Source organism: Methylomonas rapida, assembly GCF_024360925.2.
Taxonomy (GTDB): Bacteria; Pseudomonadota; Gammaproteobacteria; order Methylococcales; family Methylomonadaceae; genus Methylomonas; species Methylomonas rapida.
This window is the reverse complement of sequence record NZ_CP113517.1, coordinates 4,283,522-4,299,178: the sequence shown is the minus strand read 5'-3', so window position 1 is coordinate 4,299,178 and position 15,657 is coordinate 4,283,522. Positions and strand designations below refer to the sequence as shown.

At 49.3% G+C, this 15,657-nt stretch carries 13 protein-coding genes, 2 tRNA genes, 3 rRNA genes and 1 pseudogene; 12 read left to right on the top strand and 7 right to left on the bottom strand.

The annotated features are described in order from the left end of the window. The first annotated feature begins 3 nt into the window (after window positions 1-3). The 8 genes from dapF (at window position 4) to rrf (ending at window position 8,217) form a co-directional block, all read left to right on the top strand. Window positions 4-834, top strand: coding sequence for a diaminopimelate epimerase (gene dapF / locus NM686_RS20310; RefSeq protein WP_329959194.1), 831 nt, complete (start codon window positions 4-6; stop codon window positions 832-834). Continuing rightward, complete coding sequence (locus tag NM686_RS20305; protein WP_255189628.1) at window positions 831-1,520, top strand: DUF484 family protein; 690 nt, start codon at window positions 831-833, stop codon at window positions 1,518-1,520. Before dapF ends, NM686_RS20305 begins: the two co-directional genes overlap by 4 nt. A 2-nt stretch (window positions 1,521-1,522) precedes the next feature. Then, window positions 1,523-2,428 (top strand): tyrosine recombinase XerC, encoded by a 906-nt coding sequence (xerC, locus tag NM686_RS20300; protein WP_269021991.1) that lies wholly within the window; start codon window positions 1,523-1,525, stop codon window positions 2,426-2,428. A 536-nt stretch (window positions 2,429-2,964) separates the two neighbouring features. Next, window positions 2,965-4,497 (top strand): 16S ribosomal RNA (locus NM686_RS20295). A gap of 59 nt (window positions 4,498-4,556) precedes the next feature. Continuing rightward, window positions 4,557-4,633 (top strand) — tRNA-Ile (locus tag NM686_RS20290). A 33-nt stretch (window positions 4,634-4,666) separates the two neighbouring features. Next, window positions 4,667-4,742, top strand: a tRNA-Ala gene (locus NM686_RS20285). Window positions 4,743-5,063: 321 nt separating this feature from the next. Further along, window positions 5,064-7,954: ribosomal RNA gene (locus tag NM686_RS20280) — 23S ribosomal RNA — on the top strand. 147 nt (window positions 7,955-8,101) lie between these two features. Then, window positions 8,102-8,217: ribosomal RNA gene (gene rrf / locus NM686_RS20275) — 5S ribosomal RNA — on the top strand. Together the 16S, 23S and 5S rRNA genes with 2 tRNA genes alongside form the textbook arrangement of a ribosomal RNA operon. A 102-nt stretch (window positions 8,218-8,319) precedes the next feature. Here rrf and NM686_RS20270 read toward each other — a convergent pair. Together NM686_RS20270 and NM686_RS20265 are read right to left on the bottom strand one after the other, a co-directional pair. Next, window positions 8,320-8,505, bottom strand: a pseudogene (locus NM686_RS20270) (transposase domain-containing protein); the annotation flags it as partial. Between the two features lie 67 nt (window positions 8,506-8,572). Continuing rightward, the gene (locus NM686_RS20265; RefSeq protein ID WP_255189626.1) at window positions 8,573-9,508 is read right to left on the bottom strand and encodes a reverse transcriptase domain-containing protein; all 936 of its coding nucleotides are present in this window, start codon (window positions 9,506-9,508) and stop codon (window positions 8,573-8,575) included. Between NM686_RS20265 and NM686_RS20260 the strand changes: the two genes are divergently transcribed. Then, window positions 9,413-10,492 (top strand): tyrosine-type recombinase/integrase, encoded by a 1,080-nt coding sequence (locus NM686_RS20260; RefSeq protein ID WP_255189625.1) that lies wholly within the window; start codon window positions 9,413-9,415, stop codon window positions 10,490-10,492. The genes NM686_RS20265 and NM686_RS20260 overlap by 96 nt on opposite strands. A gap of 415 nt (window positions 10,493-10,907) precedes the next feature. Here NM686_RS20260 and NM686_RS20255 read toward each other — a convergent pair whose 3' ends face one another. From NM686_RS20255 to NM686_RS20245, 3 genes are all read right to left on the bottom strand, one after another. After that, window positions 10,908-11,171 (bottom strand): DUF3368 domain-containing protein, encoded by a 264-nt coding sequence (locus NM686_RS20255; protein WP_255189624.1) that lies wholly within the window; start codon window positions 11,169-11,171, stop codon window positions 10,908-10,910. Window positions 11,172-11,204: 33 nt separating this feature from the next. After that, window positions 11,205-11,333, bottom strand: a complete 129-nt coding sequence (locus NM686_RS20250) for a hypothetical protein (RefSeq protein ID WP_255189623.1) — start codon at window positions 11,331-11,333, stop codon at window positions 11,205-11,207. Window positions 11,334-11,404: 71 nt separating this feature from the next. Next, window positions 11,405-11,749, bottom strand: a complete 345-nt coding sequence (locus NM686_RS20245; protein WP_255189622.1) for a UPF0175 family protein — start codon at window positions 11,747-11,749, stop codon at window positions 11,405-11,407. Between the two features lie 144 nt (window positions 11,750-11,893). Between NM686_RS20245 and NM686_RS20240 the strand changes: the two genes are divergently transcribed. Beyond that, on the top strand, window positions 11,894-12,148 hold the full coding sequence (locus NM686_RS20240; protein ID WP_255189621.1) for a UPF0175 family protein: 255 nt from the start codon (window positions 11,894-11,896) through the stop codon (window positions 12,146-12,148). 12 nt (window positions 12,149-12,160) lie between these two features. On the opposite strand, the gene NM686_RS20235 is transcribed toward NM686_RS20240, so the two are convergent. Next, entirely contained in the window at window positions 12,161-12,304 is a 144-nt protein-coding gene (locus NM686_RS20235) for a hypothetical protein (RefSeq protein WP_255189620.1), read from the bottom strand. A 51-nt stretch (window positions 12,305-12,355) separates the two neighbouring features. Here NM686_RS20235 and NM686_RS20230 point away from each other — a divergent pair, with 51 nt between their 5' ends. Further along, window positions 12,356-13,552 carry a Fic family protein gene (locus tag NM686_RS20230; RefSeq protein WP_255189619.1) on the top strand — a complete coding sequence of 399 codons (1,197 nt, stop codon included), beginning with the start codon at window positions 12,356-12,358 and terminating at the stop codon, window positions 13,550-13,552. A gap of 130 nt (window positions 13,553-13,682) precedes the next feature. Here the strand turns inward: NM686_RS20230 and NM686_RS20225 are convergent, their stop codons facing one another. Continuing rightward, window positions 13,683-14,933 carry an ISL3 family transposase gene (locus NM686_RS20225; RefSeq protein ID WP_255187011.1) on the bottom strand — a complete coding sequence of 417 codons (1,251 nt, stop codon included), beginning with the start codon at window positions 14,931-14,933 and terminating at the stop codon, window positions 13,683-13,685. A 272-nt stretch (window positions 14,934-15,205) separates the two neighbouring features. Here NM686_RS20225 and NM686_RS20220 point away from each other — a divergent pair, with 272 nt between their 5' ends. Further along, a complete protein-coding gene (locus NM686_RS20220) occupies window positions 15,206-15,640 on the top strand; it encodes a toll/interleukin-1 receptor domain-containing protein (protein WP_255189618.1) in 435 nt (144 codons plus the stop codon). Window positions 15,641-15,657: the final 17 nt, after the last annotated feature.

The following is a 15,657-nucleotide window of genomic DNA, read 5'->3' as shown; positions in this document are numbered from 1 at the left end:
CCCATGTTAATCGAGTTCACTAAAATGCACGGCTTGGGTAACGATTTCGTCGTTATCGATGCGATCAATCAGTCCATAACCTTAACTTCCGCGCAAATCCGCTTTTTGGCCGATCGCCATTTCGGCGTGGGCTGCGATCAATTGTTATTGGTCGAAAAGCCGGTCAGCGATAACGCCGATTTCAAATACCGGATTTTCAATGCCGATGGCGGCGAAGTGGCGCAATGCGGTAACGGTGCGCGTTGCTTTGCGCGCTTCGTTCGGGACAAAGGCTTAAGCAACAAGGACGAATTCACCGTCGATACCGATGCCGGCCAATTGGTATTGCGCCTGGATGCGGAAGGTTTGGTCACCGTGAACATGGGGATTCCAAAACACGCGCCCGAGCACATTCCGTTGTTGATGCCGCATGAATCGTTGCTATATGAAGCAGAAGTGGCGGGCCAGCACCTGGAGTTCGGCGCCGTTTCCATGGGTAATCCGCACGCGGTGATCCGTGTGGACGATGTGACGCAAGCTCCAGTGGAGTCGGTTGGTGCGCAATTGGAATGTCATCGTCTTTTTCCGCAACGGGTCAATGTCGGCTTCATGCAAGTGCTGAGCCGGCAGCGAATCAAGTTGCGTGTCTACGAACGCGGTGCAGCGGAAACCCTGGCGTGCGGCAGCGGCGCCTGTGCGGCCGCCGTGGTGGGTATCGAGCAGGATTTATTGGACAATGATGTAATCGTCGGCTTGCCGGGCGGCGAATTGAAGATTCAATGGGCGGGCCGTGGCCATCCCGTACTGATGAGTGGGCCTGCGGTTTCGGTTTACGAAGGGCGAATAAGGTTATGAGCGATCAGCAACAAACCCAATTAGACGACGATCAAGTTGCGGCCTATTTACAGCTTCATCCTGATTTTTTTCAGGATCATTTGGATTTATTGGAGCGCATGCATATTCCGCATCCTAGCGGCAACGCTATCTCATTGATTTCAAAGCAGTTGGAGCTTTTCAGGACCAAGCATCAAGAGCAAGAAAACCAGCTCAATGCGCTGATCGATATCGCACGCGAGAACGATGCCGCCTTCAACCGCATGCATGAGTTGACGCTGGCGATGCTGGAGGCCAATTCATTGGAAGATGCAATCGCTAATTTGAGCGAGGTATTGGCCGAATGTTTTTTGACGGATTTCGTTGCGGTCAAAATCATCATGCCAATTTCAGAATCGCCCATCAGCAATTTGTTTGTAGAGCCGAATGCCCCTGGGTTGCAGCATTTTTCCAATATATTGCAAGAAAATCAGCCGAAATGTGGGCGACCGACTCTGGCGCAAGCGCAATTTTTATTTGGCGAGGCGGCGAACGAAGTGAAGTCTTGCGCCATTCTGCCGATGGTGTTTACTCAATTGGACGGCTTGCTGGCAATCGGTAGTCGCGATGAGGGGCGTTTTCACTATAGTATGGGGAGCTTGTTCCTGACCCAGATGAGCGAAATCATTGGCACTCGCTTTATTTCTTTATTGCGGCACCTGGAATGACTATGTCGAGCGAAGCCCAGCGATGCGTCGATCTATTTTTGGATTACCTGCGAGGCGAAAAGCGGGCTTCACCACACACGATCACGAACTATCAACGTGACTTGCAGCGTTTGCAGCGATTTTGTACCGAACGACAAATCAAGGCCTGGGAGCTGGTGCAGGCCACGGATATCAGGCTGTATGTGGCTACTCGACACAAAGCGAATATCGAGGCTAAATCAATTCAACGCGAATTGGCCGCAATTCGCAGCTTTTTTCGCTTCCTATTGAAAAAACAATGGGTCGAACAAAATCCAGCACAAGGAGTTCAGGCACCCAAATCCGCGAAAAAGCTACCTAAAACATTGGATGTCGATCAGGTCGCAGGAATTTTGGACGCCCCGCCCGATTCCGTTTTAGAAATACGCGACTTGGCGATCTTCGAACTGTTTTATTCATCGGGCCTAAGGTTGAGTGAGCTGGTCATGTTGGATATCACCGATCTGAGCGTTTCGGAAGGTACTTTGAGAATTCGGCACGGCAAAGGTGGAAAGCAGCGACAAGTGCCGGTGGGGGCCAAGGCGATCCAAGTCATTCAGCAATGGTTACGATATCGACCGGATTGCGCATCTTCGGCGTTATTCATAACGATGCGCGGCGCACGTTTAGGGCAACGTAGCGTACAACTGCGTCTGGAAAAGTGGTGCAGTAAAAACGGCCTGGCTGAACACATTCATCCTCATATGTTGAGGCATTCTTTTGCCAGTCATTTATTGGAGTCCAGTCAAGACATCCGTGCGGTGCAAGAATTGCTTGGGCATGCCGATGTCAGCACGACTCAAATATATACGCATCTGGATTTTCAGCATTTGGCCAGTGTTTATGACAAGGCTCATCCTCGCGCCAAGCGTGCTTTGAAAGATGGGTAGCTTGCTTGGTTAGGGTGTTTGCATAACGCTTCAAGCAATATTTGGATCGCGTCTTTCCGCTTTTTTCTTGAATGGTCTTGTGTCGCTGGCTGGCATAAACAATAGCTGGGATTATTTGTATGTTGATGGATTTGTTGGCTTTTGAAAAAGTTCGTGGCAAAGTCGAAATAATTTCTTGACATTCATATTGAGGGCTGTAGAATGGTCGGCTCTTCGGGGTTGTTTGAAAGCAAATGCTTCGAGAGGGGTAAAGTTTTTGGTTGCCCTGATTTATGGTTTCGGGGTGTTGTTTTTTGAAGGCCTCGAAAAAATAAATTTGACAATGAGTTGAGGTGCTGTAGAATGCATCGGCTCAACAGGGCGGAATGAATGCCCTTAGCTCTTTAACAAGAAGAATCGAAATAATTTGTGTGGGCATGTATCGGAGAAGTTTCTGTTGGAAATTATCGGTACAGACCGCGTCAATTTAAAGCTTAAATGACGTTCTGTAATCGAGTCAAGATTGGTGGCTAATCATATAGTCACAAAGCAAAATTAAACTGAAGAGTTTGATCATGGCTCAGATTGAACGCTGGCGGTATGCTTAACACATGCAAGTCGAACGCTGAAGGGTGCTTGCACCTGGATGAGTGGCGGACGGGTGAGTAATGCATAGGAATCTGCCTATTAGTGGGGGATAACGTGGGGAAACTCACGCTAATACCGCATACGCTCTACGGAGGAAAGCCGGGGACCTTCGGGCCTGGCGCTAATAGATGAGCCTATGTCGGATTAGCTAGTTGGTGGGGTAAAGGCCTACCAAGGCGACGATCCGTAGCTGGTCTGAGAGGATGATCAGCCACACTGGGACTGAGACACGGCCCAGACTCCTACGGGAGGCAGCAGTGGGGAATATTGGACAATGGGCGCAAGCCTGATCCAGCAATACCGCGTGTGTGAAGAAGGCCTGAGGGTTGTAAAGCACTTTCAATGGGAAGGAACACCTATCGGTTAATACCCGGTAGACTGACATTACCCATACAAGAAGCACCGGCTAACTCCGTGCCAGCAGCCGCGGTAATACGGAGGGTGCAAGCGTTAATCGGAATTACTGGGCGTAAAGCGTGCGTAGGCGGTTTTTTAAGTCAGATGTGAAAGCCCTGGGCTTAACCTGGGAACTGCATTTGATACTGGGGAACTAGAGTTGAGTAGAGGAGAGTGGAATTTCAGGTGTAGCGGTGAAATGCGTAGAGATCTGAAGGAACACCAGTGGCGAAGGCGGCTCTCTGGACTCAAACTGACGCTGAGGTACGAAAGCGTGGGTAGCAAACAGGATTAGATACCCTGGTAGTCCACGCCGTAAACGATGTCAACTAACCGTTGGGTTCTTAAAGAACTTAGTGGTGGAGCTAACGTATTAAGTTGACCGCCTGGGGAGTACGGCCGCAAGGCTAAAACTCAAATGAATTGACGGGGGCCCGCACAAGCGGTGGAGCATGTGGTTTAATTCGATGCAACGCGAAGAACCTTACCTACCCTTGACATCCTCGGAACTTGTCAGAGATGACTTGGTGCCTTCGGGAACCGAGAGACAGGTGCTGCATGGCTGTCGTCAGCTCGTGTCGTGAGATGTTGGGTTAAGTCCCGTAACGAGCGCAACCCTTATCCTTAGTTGCCAGCGGTTCGGCCGGGAACTCTAGGGAGACTGCCGGTGATAAACCGGAGGAAGGTGGGGACGACGTCAAGTCATCATGGCCCTTATGGGTAGGGCTACACACGTGCTACAATGGTCGGTACAGAGGGTTGCGAACTCGCGAGAGCCAGCCAATCCCAAAAAGCCGATCCTAGTCCGGATTGCAGTCTGCAACTCGACTGCATGAAGTCGGAATCGCTAGTAATCGCGGATCAGAATGCCGCGGTGAATACGTTCCCGGGCCTTGTACACACCGCCCGTCACACCATGGGAGTGGGTTGCAAAAGAAGTAGGTAGTTTAACCTTCGGGAGGGCGCTTACCACTTTGTGATTCATGACTGGGGTGAAGTCGTAACAAGGTAGCCCTAGGGGAACCTGGGGCTGGATCACCTCCTTACAAAGACAGAACACCTGATACGTGCTCACAACAAATTATTTCGATTGAAAGACGCACCTGGGTCTGTAGCTCAGTTGGTTAGAGCGCACCCCTGATAAGGGTGAGGTCGGAGGTTCAAATCCTCCCAGACCCACCAACTAACGAAAAAGGCGAAAGTCTTAATCACATCGGGGCCATAGCTCAGCTGGGAGAGCGCCTGCCTTGCACGCAGGAGGTCGGGAGTTCGATCCTCCCTGGCTCCACCATAGCCACATGAGTGGATAAACGTCGCGTCGAACCTGCCAAGATACCGATAGCAACGCTATAAGACTTGATGATCAATGCCGGAAGGCCGTGATCGAAACTCAGGGTTTATAGCATTGATATTCGTATCAATAGCTCTTTAACAATATGGAAATCTGTAAAGTCTTGATCGGAAACGATCAAAACTGAAGCGTAATGCGAATTGAAACGCGCGTCAGCCGCAAGGCCAAGACGAACGTCAAAAACGCAAAGCGTTCTCAAGCAATACATCAGCGAACATGTCAGCGACTGATAACCAAAATACAGACGTATTCGGGTTATATGGTCAAGTGAATAAGCGCATACGGTGGATGCCTAGGCAGTAAGAGGCGATGAAAGACGTGGTAGCCTGCGAAAAGCGTCGGGGAGGTGGCAAACAACCTTTGATCCGGCGATCTCTGAATGGGGCAACCCGGCCAGCATAAGCTGGTCATCTTTGAGTGAATACATAGCTCACTGAAGCGAACCCGGAGAACTGAAACATCTAAGTACCCGGAGGAAAAGAAATCAACCGAGATTCCCTAAGTAGTGGCGAGCGAACGGGGACTAGCCCTTAAGCTAGATTTAGGTTAGTGGAACGGTCTGGAAAGTCCGGCGATACAGGGTGATAGCCCCGTACACGAAAACCTGTTTTTAGTGAAATCGAGTAGGTCGGCGCACGTGAAACGTTGACTGAATATGGGGGGACCATCCTCCAAGGCTAAATACTCCTTACTGACCGATAGTGAACCAGTACCGTGAGGGAAAGGCGAAAAGAACCGCGGAGAGCGGAGTGAAATAGAACCTGAAACCGTATGCGTACAAGCAGTGGGAGCCCCTTCGTGGGGTGACTGCGTACCTTTTGTATAATGGGTCAGCGACTTACATTTTGTGGCAAGCTTAACCGAATAGGGGAGGCGTAGGGAAACCGAGTCTTAATAGGGCGTTTAGTCGCAAGGTGTAGACCCGAAACCGGGCGATCTATCCATGACCAGGTTGAAGGTGTGGTAACACACACTGGAGGACCGAACCCACTCCCGTTGAAAAGGTAGGGGATGAGTTGTGGATCGGAGTGAAAGGCTAATCAAGCTCGGAGATAGCTGGTTCTCCTCGAAAGCTATTTAGGTAGCGCCTCGTGTATCGCTTCTGGGGGTAGAGCACTGTTTCGGCTAGGGGGTCATCCCGACTTACCAACCCGATGCAAACTCCGAATACCAGAAAGTGCAAGCACGGGAGACACACGGCGGGTGATAAGGTCCGTCGTGAAAAGGGAAACAGCCCAGACCGTCAGCTAAGGTCCCCAAATCTATGCTCAGTGGGAAACGATGTGGAAAGGCCCAGACAGCCAGGAGGTTGGCTTAGAAGCAGCCACCCTTTAAAGAAAGCGTAATAGCTCACTGGTCGAGTCGGTCTGCGCGGAAGATTTACCGGGGCTAAGCATAGTACCGAAGCTACGGATTTACGCGTAAGCGTGAGTGGTAGAGGAGCGTTCTGTACGCCTGCGAAGGTCGATTGAGAAGTCGGCTGGAGGTATCAGAAGTGCGAATGCTGACATAAGTAACGATAAAGGGAGTGAAAAACTCCCTCGCCGAAAACCCAAGGTTTCCTGCGCAACGTTAATCGACGCAGGGTTAGTCGGCACCTAAGGCGAGGCCGAAAGGCGTAGTCGATGGAAAACAGGTTAATATTCCTGTACCGGATGTAACTGCGATGGGGTGACGGAGAAGGCTATATCAGCTGACGGTTGGAAGTGTCAGTTTAAGCAGGTAGGCAGGACTCTTAGGCAAATCCGGGAGTCTATATGCTGAGAAGTGATGACGACTCTGCTTGCAGAGGAAGTGATAGATGCCCAGCTTCCAAGAAAAACCTCTAAGCTTCAGGTTACATGCGGCCGTACCCTAAACCGACACAGGTGGGTGGGATGAAAATTCTAAGGCGCTTGAGAGAACCCAGGTGAAGGAACTAGGCAAAATGATACCGTAACTTCGGGAGAAGGTATGCCGTTGATAAGTGAAGTCCCTCGCGGATGGAGCGTAAGGCGGTTGCAAAAAATCGGTGGCTGCGACTGTTTAGCAAAAACATAGCACTCTGCAAACACGAAAGTGGACGTATAGGGTGTGACGCCTGCCCGGTGCTGGAAGGTTAATTGATGGGGTTATCTTCGGAGAAGCTCTTGATCGAAGCCCCAGTAAACGGCGGCCGTAACTATAACGGTCCTAAGGTAGCGAAATTCCTTGTCGGGTAAGTTCCGACCTGCACGAATGGCGTAACGATGGCCACACTGTCTCCACCTGGGACTCAGTGAAATTGAAATCGCTGTGAAGATGCAGTGTACCCGCGGCTAGACGGAAAGACCCCGTGCACCTTTACTATAGCTTGACACTGGACTTTGAACCTACTTGTGTAGGATAGGTGGGAGGCTGTGAAGCCCCGGCGCCAGCCGGGGTGGAGCCAACCTTGAAATACCACCCTGGTATGTTTGGAGTTCTAACCTCGACCCGTGATCCGGGTTAGGGACAGTGTCTGGTGGGTAGTTTGACTGGGGCGGTCTCCTCCCAAAGAGTAACGGAGGAGCACGAAGGTACCCTCAGCCTGGTCGGAAATCAGGCAATGAGTGCAAAGGCATAAGGGTGCTTGACTGCGAGACGGACAAGTCGAGCAGGTACGAAAGTAGGTCTTAGTGATCCGGTGGTTCTGTATGGAAGGGCCATCGCTCAACGGATAAAAGGTACGCCGGGGATAACAGGCTGATACCGCCCAAGAGTTCATATCGACGGCGGTGTTTGGCACCTCGATGTCGGCTCATCACATCCTGGGGCTGAAGCAGGTCCCAAGGGTATGGCTGTTCGCCATTTAAAGTGGTACGCGAGCTGGGTTCAGAACGTCGTGAGACAGTTCGGTCCCTATCTGCCGTGGGCGTTTGAGATTTGAGGGAAGCTGCTTCTAGTACGAGAGGACCGAAGTGGACGAACCTCTGGTGTTCCAGTTGTCCTGCCAAGGGCATTGCTGGGTAGCCACGTTCGGACAGGATAACCGCTGAAAGCATCTAAGCGGGAAGCCCCTCCCAAGATGAGATCTCACTGGGACTATAAGTCCCCTGAAGGGCCGTTGGAGACGACGACGTTGATAGGCACGGTGTGGAAGTCCAGTAATGGGCGTAGCTAACGTGTACTAATTGCCCGTGAGGCTTGACCATATAACACCCAATGCGTTTGGGTCAGTTGACAAAAAGCTGAAAGCTAAGAGAACCACCGCATACAGATTTCCATGAAGACAGGTTAAGGCTAAAGCCCCACCCTGTGCATGACGGTTGAGTCCAAAGGACGTCAGCCAACACCGTTTGCTTGGTGACCATAGCGAGCGTGAACCACCCGATCCCATCCCGAACTCGGAAGTGAAACCGCTTTGCGCCGATGATAGTGTGGCAGTTTGCCATGTGAAAGTAGGTCATCGCCAAGCTCCAAAACCAAAAGCCCATTCAGCTTTGAATGGGCTTTTTTTTGGCCAGTGCTTTGGTAATCTCCAGCGAGCGGTACCACGACCCCAGCTCGCTGGCAGAACTTAATCGGCGTTAGCAAACGGCAGCAGTTCGTCGATGCGGCTATTGGGCCAGGTGGGGAGTTTTTCCAGGGTGTCGCTTAGCCAAGCGGCCGGATCGAGGCCGTTGAGTTTGGCGGTACCGAGCAGGGTTTGAATGACGGCCGCCCGCTGGCCGGCGCGTTCCGAGCCTGCGAGTCGAGTCAACCAAGGGGAGTTTCACCCCTTAGTTGCTCACAGAACCGTACGTGACAGTCTCCTGTCATACGGCTCTTGATCACACATTCGCTGCACGTAGTAGATACCAATGGGCAAAGAGATCAGGTTTTTCCTTTCTCAGCCTGGCAAGTCTTTGCTCGGCTTTCTTCACCGAACATCGATGCCTGCCCTGCACCCACTTCAAGAGTCTGGATTGAAAGACTCGCCACAAGTGATAGCTGAAGTTTCGATACCAGAATTTGCCATAGTAGTTGATCCATCCGCGTAGAACCGCATTGTATCGCCTCGCCAGATCCTCGGCACATTCCGTCGTCGAGCGATGAATTTTCCAGCTCTTGACGGTTTGGGTCATTTGTTTCATGGCTTTCTTCGATGCGCCCGGCATACATTTCCTGAATAGCTGGCCCTTACGGTTACGTAGCGTTCTGACCTTGAAATCGTATCCCAGGAAGGTAAAGCTGGTTTCGACGTTAAAACGATCGAAAGTGTCAATGTACACGATCTTTGATTTCGCTTCGTTGATGGTCAGTCCAACCGATTGAAATCGGCTCCTTAAGGCTTCCCTCAAGTGAATTGCTTCATTCATCGTGCTACAGTGGCAAACGATGTCATCGGCGTACCGCTCAAAAGGTCGGTGCCGATACTGCCGTTCCATCCAGCGATCAAAGGCGTAATGCAGGAACAGATTAGCCAATAACGGCGAGATGACACCGCCCTGCGGCGTGCCAATATCCCGCTTCTTCAGTAGCTCTGGCTGTCCTTCAGTCTGCATCGGCGCCTCCAGCCACCGGGTACAGTACAGGATGACCCATTTCGGCATCTGGTGATGTTCCAGCGCCTTGATGATTAGATCATGCCTGACATTATCGAAGAAGGCACTGATTAAGGAGCAACCGTCATGGCCAGAAACAAGCTCCCAGGGTTGTACTGGGACAAGAAAACAGGGAAAGGTTCTGTCGACAAACGTATCGACGGGATCGGAAGAGTTCGCCACCGCTTTACAGCGAGCTCGCAATCAGAAGCAGAAGCGGAATATCACCGGGCAATAGCCCAGGCGAAGGTTATTGCATCAACGCCCGAGCGAAAACTATTCCGTGAAGCCGCAACTAAATATTTATCGGAGGAAACAAAATCGAGTATTGATCGAGATGCACAATGTTTGGTGAATCTTGATCCTTGGATTGGTCATTTGCGCGTCGATCAGGTCCATCAAGGGTCGATACAACCCTACATTGAACATCGCAAAAACCAAGGTATTAAAAGCAATACCATTTCACGAGAACTTGCAGTTGTCAGACGCATTTTGACACTGGCGTCTCGGGTATGGCGTGATTTGGAGAATCAGCCTTGGCTGCCAACGGCGCCTTTATTCCGAATGCCTGATTGGAAAGATGCGGCAAAGCCCTATCCGCTTTCGATGGACGAGCAGCAGCGATTTTTTCGCGAATTGCCTGAGCATCTGTTGGAAATGGCTTTATTTGCAATTCATACCGGCGCCAGAGAGCATATCGTGACCGAATTGCGCTGGGAGTGGGAAGTTCGGATACCGGAAATCCAGTCATCAATTTTCCTGGTGCCGGGCGAATTCACTAAAAATGAAACCACCTGCATGCTTGTGCTCAATAGCATCGCCAAGAATGTCATTGAGGGCAGACGAGGAAAATTGGATACCCATGTATTTGGATTTAGAAACAAGCCGGTGTGTCGAATGCACAATTCGGCTTGGAAAAAAGCATGGATCCGGTCAGGTCTCCCGGTTGGTGATGATGTGTTGTCTGGTCCGCACAACCTAAGGCATACATTTGCAAGACGTTTGCGTCTGGCCGGCGTGCCATTGGAAACGCGTAAAGCACTGATGCATCACATTGATGGCGATATTACTGTTCACTATTCGCCGGCGGAAGTGGGTGAGTTGGTAAGTGCAGTAGAGAAGCTGACTACTGTGGAAGGGGTGACCATGTTGCGTTTGGCATCATGATTTACCCACTGGGTAATTTGGCAAATTGCAGACATAAAAAAACCAGCTGCCCGCTAAAGCTAACTGGTTGATTTATAAAACGTTTGATGGTGGGTCGTGTGCGATTCGAACGCACGACCATCGCATTAAAAGTGCTAGAAGAAAAACCTAACTGATTGTTTTTATTTAACTAATTTATTCGTGATCTTGCTGTTGCTACCCGTATTGATCCGCATTGTGCCGTATGGAGTTACCCAAAAGTTACCACAGGTTTTTCTATCTTTTCTCAGCATAACAGCCAATATTGGCTTAATTATAGCTATCGAAAACAGTATCGATCCAAGCTATTAAGAGGCGTTTCGATAGCTAATAACACTCGGTGTCAAAAACCCCTGGAAATGTAAGTGCCATTTCTGGTTTGGCGAAACCTTGCTCGTTATAATTCATTCACGCTCATCAATACCTGATTGATCACAGCCGCCGAAATGCGAAAGTCTGAGCTGTGCAATACTTCAAACACTGCCCGTGCCGATGGAATCAATCCCTGTTTTTTTGCCAGTCCTATAATCGCGGCAGTGCCGATAATCCTCAGACCTTTTTCCTTGGCTACCGCTCTGCCTGCACGTTCATCCATAATCAATAAAACCTGATCTGGATTAGATAAGCCAATATTGATACAGCCCGTTTCACCGGCATCCAAATCGATGTCTAATTGGGGTGATATGGGATCAGGCTATACAGTCACCCAGCCTTCATCAATCGCTTGATTAATAGCGTTTTCACCTGGTGCGTCTTTGCCTGGCAAGACTTCCTGTTTTACCGTTTCAGGCAAAACACCTGGCCGAATAACTTTGGCAGCCAAGCTAAGCCGCCCACCAGCGCCAAACCAATTAAGGGACTGGAGTCTATGACAACTTTGCGTACCATGAGTCGTTAAGCTTGGCTAAGCCATTGATCCAGAGTATCCAAATCCTGCTGTACTTCTTCAGCCGTTTGATCGACAACCGGGATACCTAAACGCGAAACATGAGCTATGAAACTGGCTAAAGGCATGTCAGCGAGTTTTGCAGATCGGGCAAGGGACAAATTGCCATCTTTAAACAAGGCAGTCGCCAATGCTTTGCGCACACCGGGCATACCGATTATTTTGGCGGACTTGAGCCCCACCATGACAGCATCGGGTTCGTTTCTGTTCATGACCAAAACCATATCATCATGTGCCATCCGTAAGGCTTCGCTAGGGTTATTTTTTAAACCACTGACATTGACAGTTTTCATAGGTAAGTCTCATGGGAAGATTATATGGGAGCATTATAGGCTTATTTGCCATTATAGCCGTTTGAAAGCTTTTCCCATTTTACTGCTACGGTTGTTAGGCATTAAGATGACACACAGTTCCCCAGCCGATTTTTGAATAAATCCATGCAACAGACTGTCACTATCGAATGTCTGCCAGAGATGTTGCTCGGTCTTCATATGAATACCAAAGACTTTGCAGACTATTTGAAAAAACAGGCTGCCATCAATCTTTTTAAAGAGGGTAAGTTGTCTTCAGGTACGGCTGCCGCATGGCTGAGCATTGAGCGATTGGCATTTCTAAGATTGGCATTTGAGGCTGGCGCTACTCTATTGGAAGATACCGCCGACGATTTTACGCGTGAAACCGCATTACTATGATTGTGCGCCCAATCACGCGCCATTTATGTCCAACAACCTCAGTTCTCCTACAAAACCGGCACTCTCTTCCTTCGACATGTCATTAAACTTCAATGAAATCAGCTGATTATCTGGTTTTATTGTATCGGCAACAAAATCGGCAATAATTTTATCCATCTGTATAATTAGTCTATGAAAAACAATTCATTAGATTAGTTAAAGATCGGCATGCCAACATCAACCGAAACGCCTTATCGTATTGAGCCTTGTCTGCTGGAAACTCCACCGCTGGATGTGGTCGATTTGGTGGCGGAATTGACCTCACTGACTGAGCAATTAGGTGCACGCTTACATCCCGATGCCTCAGCCAGCCTGGCCGATATGGTGCGAATCATGAATTGCTATTACTCGAATTTGATTGAAGGCCATAACACTATCCCCCGCGATATCGAGCGCGCATTAGCCAACGAACTCGATAATGATCAAACTCGACGCAATTTACAGATCGAAGCCAGAGCGCATATTCGTGTGCAAAAACTGATCGACGAGATGCACACGCAAAATGCTTTGCCGGAACCGGCATCTTGCGATTTTTTGCAATGGCTGCATACCGAGTTTTACCGAGACGCCAGTGATGAGATGCTGGTGATCAAGCAAGGTCAACAAGACTTCAAAATGGTGCCAGGCGAATTCAGATCGTTAACCATTCATAATGTGGCTGTCGGTCGCCACCTGCCACCCAGCAGTGAAACGGTGACGGATTTCATGCGGCACTTCGAACAACGTTATCGGTTTGAAACCATGGGCAAAGGCAGCCGTATTTTAGCAATGGCCGCCGCGCACCACCGTTTAGCCTATATCCACCCGTTTCCCGATGGTAATGGTCGTGTCAGCCGATTAATGAGTCACGCCATGGGGCTTAAGGCCGGAATCGGCTCATTCGGGTTATGGTCTATTTCCAGGGGATTGGCACGTGGACTAAACAGCAGGCAAGAATACAAACAGATGATGGATTATGCCGACAGCCCAAGACAAGGCGATCTGGATGGGCGTGGCAATCTGTCGCAAAAAGCATTAACCGAATTTGTCAGATGGTTCCTGGCGGTGTGTATCGATCAGGCGAAATTCATGACCTCATTGTTCGAGTTCGATCAGCTTGCCAACCGATTGAAAATCTACACCGAAAAGCAGGGTCTGCGACCCGAAGCCTTTTTCATTTTGCAGCGGATTTTATTGCAAGGGGAAATGCCACGCGGTGAAGCGGAGCGAGTGACCGGCTTGAAAGAACGTAGCGCCCGTATGGTGTTGGCCGATTTGGTCAAGGATGGCATTGTCAATTCACAGACCCCCAAAGGCCCCATATCGCTCCGATTTACCAGCCAATCCATCGACATGCTGTTTCCCAGATTATTTGCTGAGAGCTGAGGTTGTAGGGTTGCTCAGGCGAATTCGGTTTGGCTGGATTTCAATCAATACATACTGGCAGTCAGAACGTTTTTGTTCGGCCAAAATCCGGGCTCTTCCGTATTTCGCGGAGTAGCCCCGACATATAGGGTTATGCATAACCGAACAACCGTCTCCCTTCGATATCAAGCCAGATATGCTGAAACAGGCGGACGGTATTGTAAATGCCAAAGCAGCGTCGTTTGATGCTTTTGATTTTGTTGTTAAGCCCTTCAACAAAGCCACTGGTTTCCCGGCGAATGAAATAGTTGGTGATTTCATTTCGCCAGTTTTGATAGGTTTTGACAAACGCATCAAAGCCCTTCAACTTCAAGACTTTGATATGCTCCATCCAGCGATCCAAGGCTTTTTCGGCCTCAGCCTTATTGAGTCGGCGCTCAAAAATACCCGTCAAAAGCTCCCGTTGGATATAGACTTCTCGCAAAATGGGGGCTTGCTGGAATAGAAAAAGCAAAACGGTTTGCTGATCGGCAGAGAGTTCCATCCAGCGCTTCCGAAAAGCCCACATCGCGCCTTTCAGCTTGGCATAATCCTCGGCAGACAGGGTATTCTTGAGTTTTTTCATTTCCGCCTTGCGGACCTGGTCGGCGCCGTCTCGATAATGCTTGGCGACATGGAAGCGATCAACCACCACCTCGACGCCGGGCAATGTCTCATAGACGGCGTTGCGATACCCTTCATACATGTCCACGCAGACGCGTTGTAACGCGTGTTGCTGTGCCTCGGGAATATTCTGCAAAAAGGCTTTAACCGTTTCTTTTTTGCGGTCGGGCAGCACCGCCAGAATCCGCTTATGGTCCTCGGTATCGATAGCCGACACGATGACCACAAAATCTTGATGCCCTTTTTTCAAAGCGATTTCATCCAGTCCCAGCAAGCGAATGCCTTGGATGGCAGACCAATCAACTTGTTGGGCCACGTGCCGATTGATAATCCCTTCCGCCGCTTCGGCGCTGATGCCGTGCTTCACGTCCATGTCGGTCACGCTGCTGTTGATCAATTCACGCAATATCCACTGCTCATACGCTTTGGTATGGGGGCTTTTCCAGTTATACCAGCCACATTGTTGCGTGGTCGTCGGACCTTTGGGGCAGTCAGGGCATCGATAGCGCTTGGGGGTTAGCTTGATCCAAACCGGCCGATCGAAAATCGACAAATGACGCAAGGTGATTTCTCTGCCATAGCCATAAAACTTATCGATCCTCTGGCCGCATTGATGGCAGGTTGCACTGGTTAACGTACTACTGACCGTGATGATGAACTCGCCTTTGGCGGTGGTTTCAACTTTTTCGATACAAACATCAGGTATATCCAGCGGTATTTGAAGTAGCGACTGTGTCATCACGATACTCCAGCGTTAAATTGTCGACCTTAGCAAAACTCACTGTGGCAGGCAAAGACTATAGCACTACATGTAGTGGTTTCTCCGCAAAATACGGAAGAGCCAAAATCCGACGGTTGGTTTGCTAATGTAGGCTGGGTTGAATGATAATGAAACCCAGCGTCGAAGGTGATTATTTGAGATATACAAATGATTGTTTTAAAGCATTTGCCGGGTTTCGCGTTGCTTAACCCAGCCTACGGCCCTATCCTAATTAATACATTGGAGGTTACATGACAATAAATATTTTTTATAGCTATAGTCATGCAGATGAGTCACATAGAAAAAATATGGAGAAATTTCTGTCAATTTTAAAAAGTGAAAACATAATTGATGATTGGTGTGATAGAAAAATTCTTGCCGGAGCAAATTTATTTGATGAAATTAAGAACGCAATGCAGAATGCGAATATCGTAATATTTTTAGTTAGTATAGACTTTTTAAGTTCAAAAGCTTGCAAAGATGAATGGTTAATGGCAAAAGGAATGAACAAGAAACTTGTTTCTGTGATTGTTAGAGAATGTCCGTGGCTTGACTTCGATGATATGTCTAAATATTTGGCTCTTCCAACAGATGGAAAGCCAATTTTGAAATGGTTAGATCAAGATGAAGCTTGGCACGACGTATATTCAAAAGTGAAAGAATTAGCATTAAACATGCAACACTAACAAATATAAGGAATTAG

Excerpts from the sequence above, each read along its gene's own strand:
- NM686_RS20225 (WP_255187011.1), bottom strand. The coding sequence starts at position 14,933 with ATGACACAGTCGCTACTTCAAATACCGCTGGATATACCTGATGTTTGT.
- NM686_RS20220 (WP_255189618.1), top strand. The coding sequence starts at position 15,206 with ATGACAATAAATATTTTTTATAGCTATAGTCATGCAGATGAGTCACAT.
- NM686_RS20305 (WP_255189628.1), top strand. The coding sequence starts at position 831 with ATGAGCGATCAGCAACAAACCCAATTAGACGACGATCAAGTTGCGGCC.
- NM686_RS20245 (WP_255189622.1), bottom strand. The coding sequence starts at position 11,749 with ATGAAAACTGTCAATGTCAGTGGTTTAAAAAATAACCCTAGCGAAGCC.
- NM686_RS20230 (WP_255189619.1), top strand. The coding sequence starts at position 12,356 with ATGCCAACATCAACCGAAACGCCTTATCGTATTGAGCCTTGTCTGCTG.
- xerC (WP_269021991.1), top strand. The coding sequence starts at position 1,523 with ATGTCGAGCGAAGCCCAGCGATGCGTCGATCTATTTTTGGATTACCTG.
- NM686_RS20235 (WP_255189620.1), bottom strand. The coding sequence starts at position 12,304 with ATGGATAAAATTATTGCCGATTTTGTTGCCGATACAATAAAACCAGAT.
- dapF (WP_329959194.1), top strand. The coding sequence starts at position 4 with ATGTTAATCGAGTTCACTAAAATGCACGGCTTGGGTAACGATTTCGTC.
- NM686_RS20260 (WP_255189625.1), top strand. The coding sequence starts at position 9,413 with ATGGCCAGAAACAAGCTCCCAGGGTTGTACTGGGACAAGAAAACAGGG.
- NM686_RS20240 (WP_255189621.1), top strand. The coding sequence starts at position 11,894 with ATGCAACAGACTGTCACTATCGAATGTCTGCCAGAGATGTTGCTCGGT.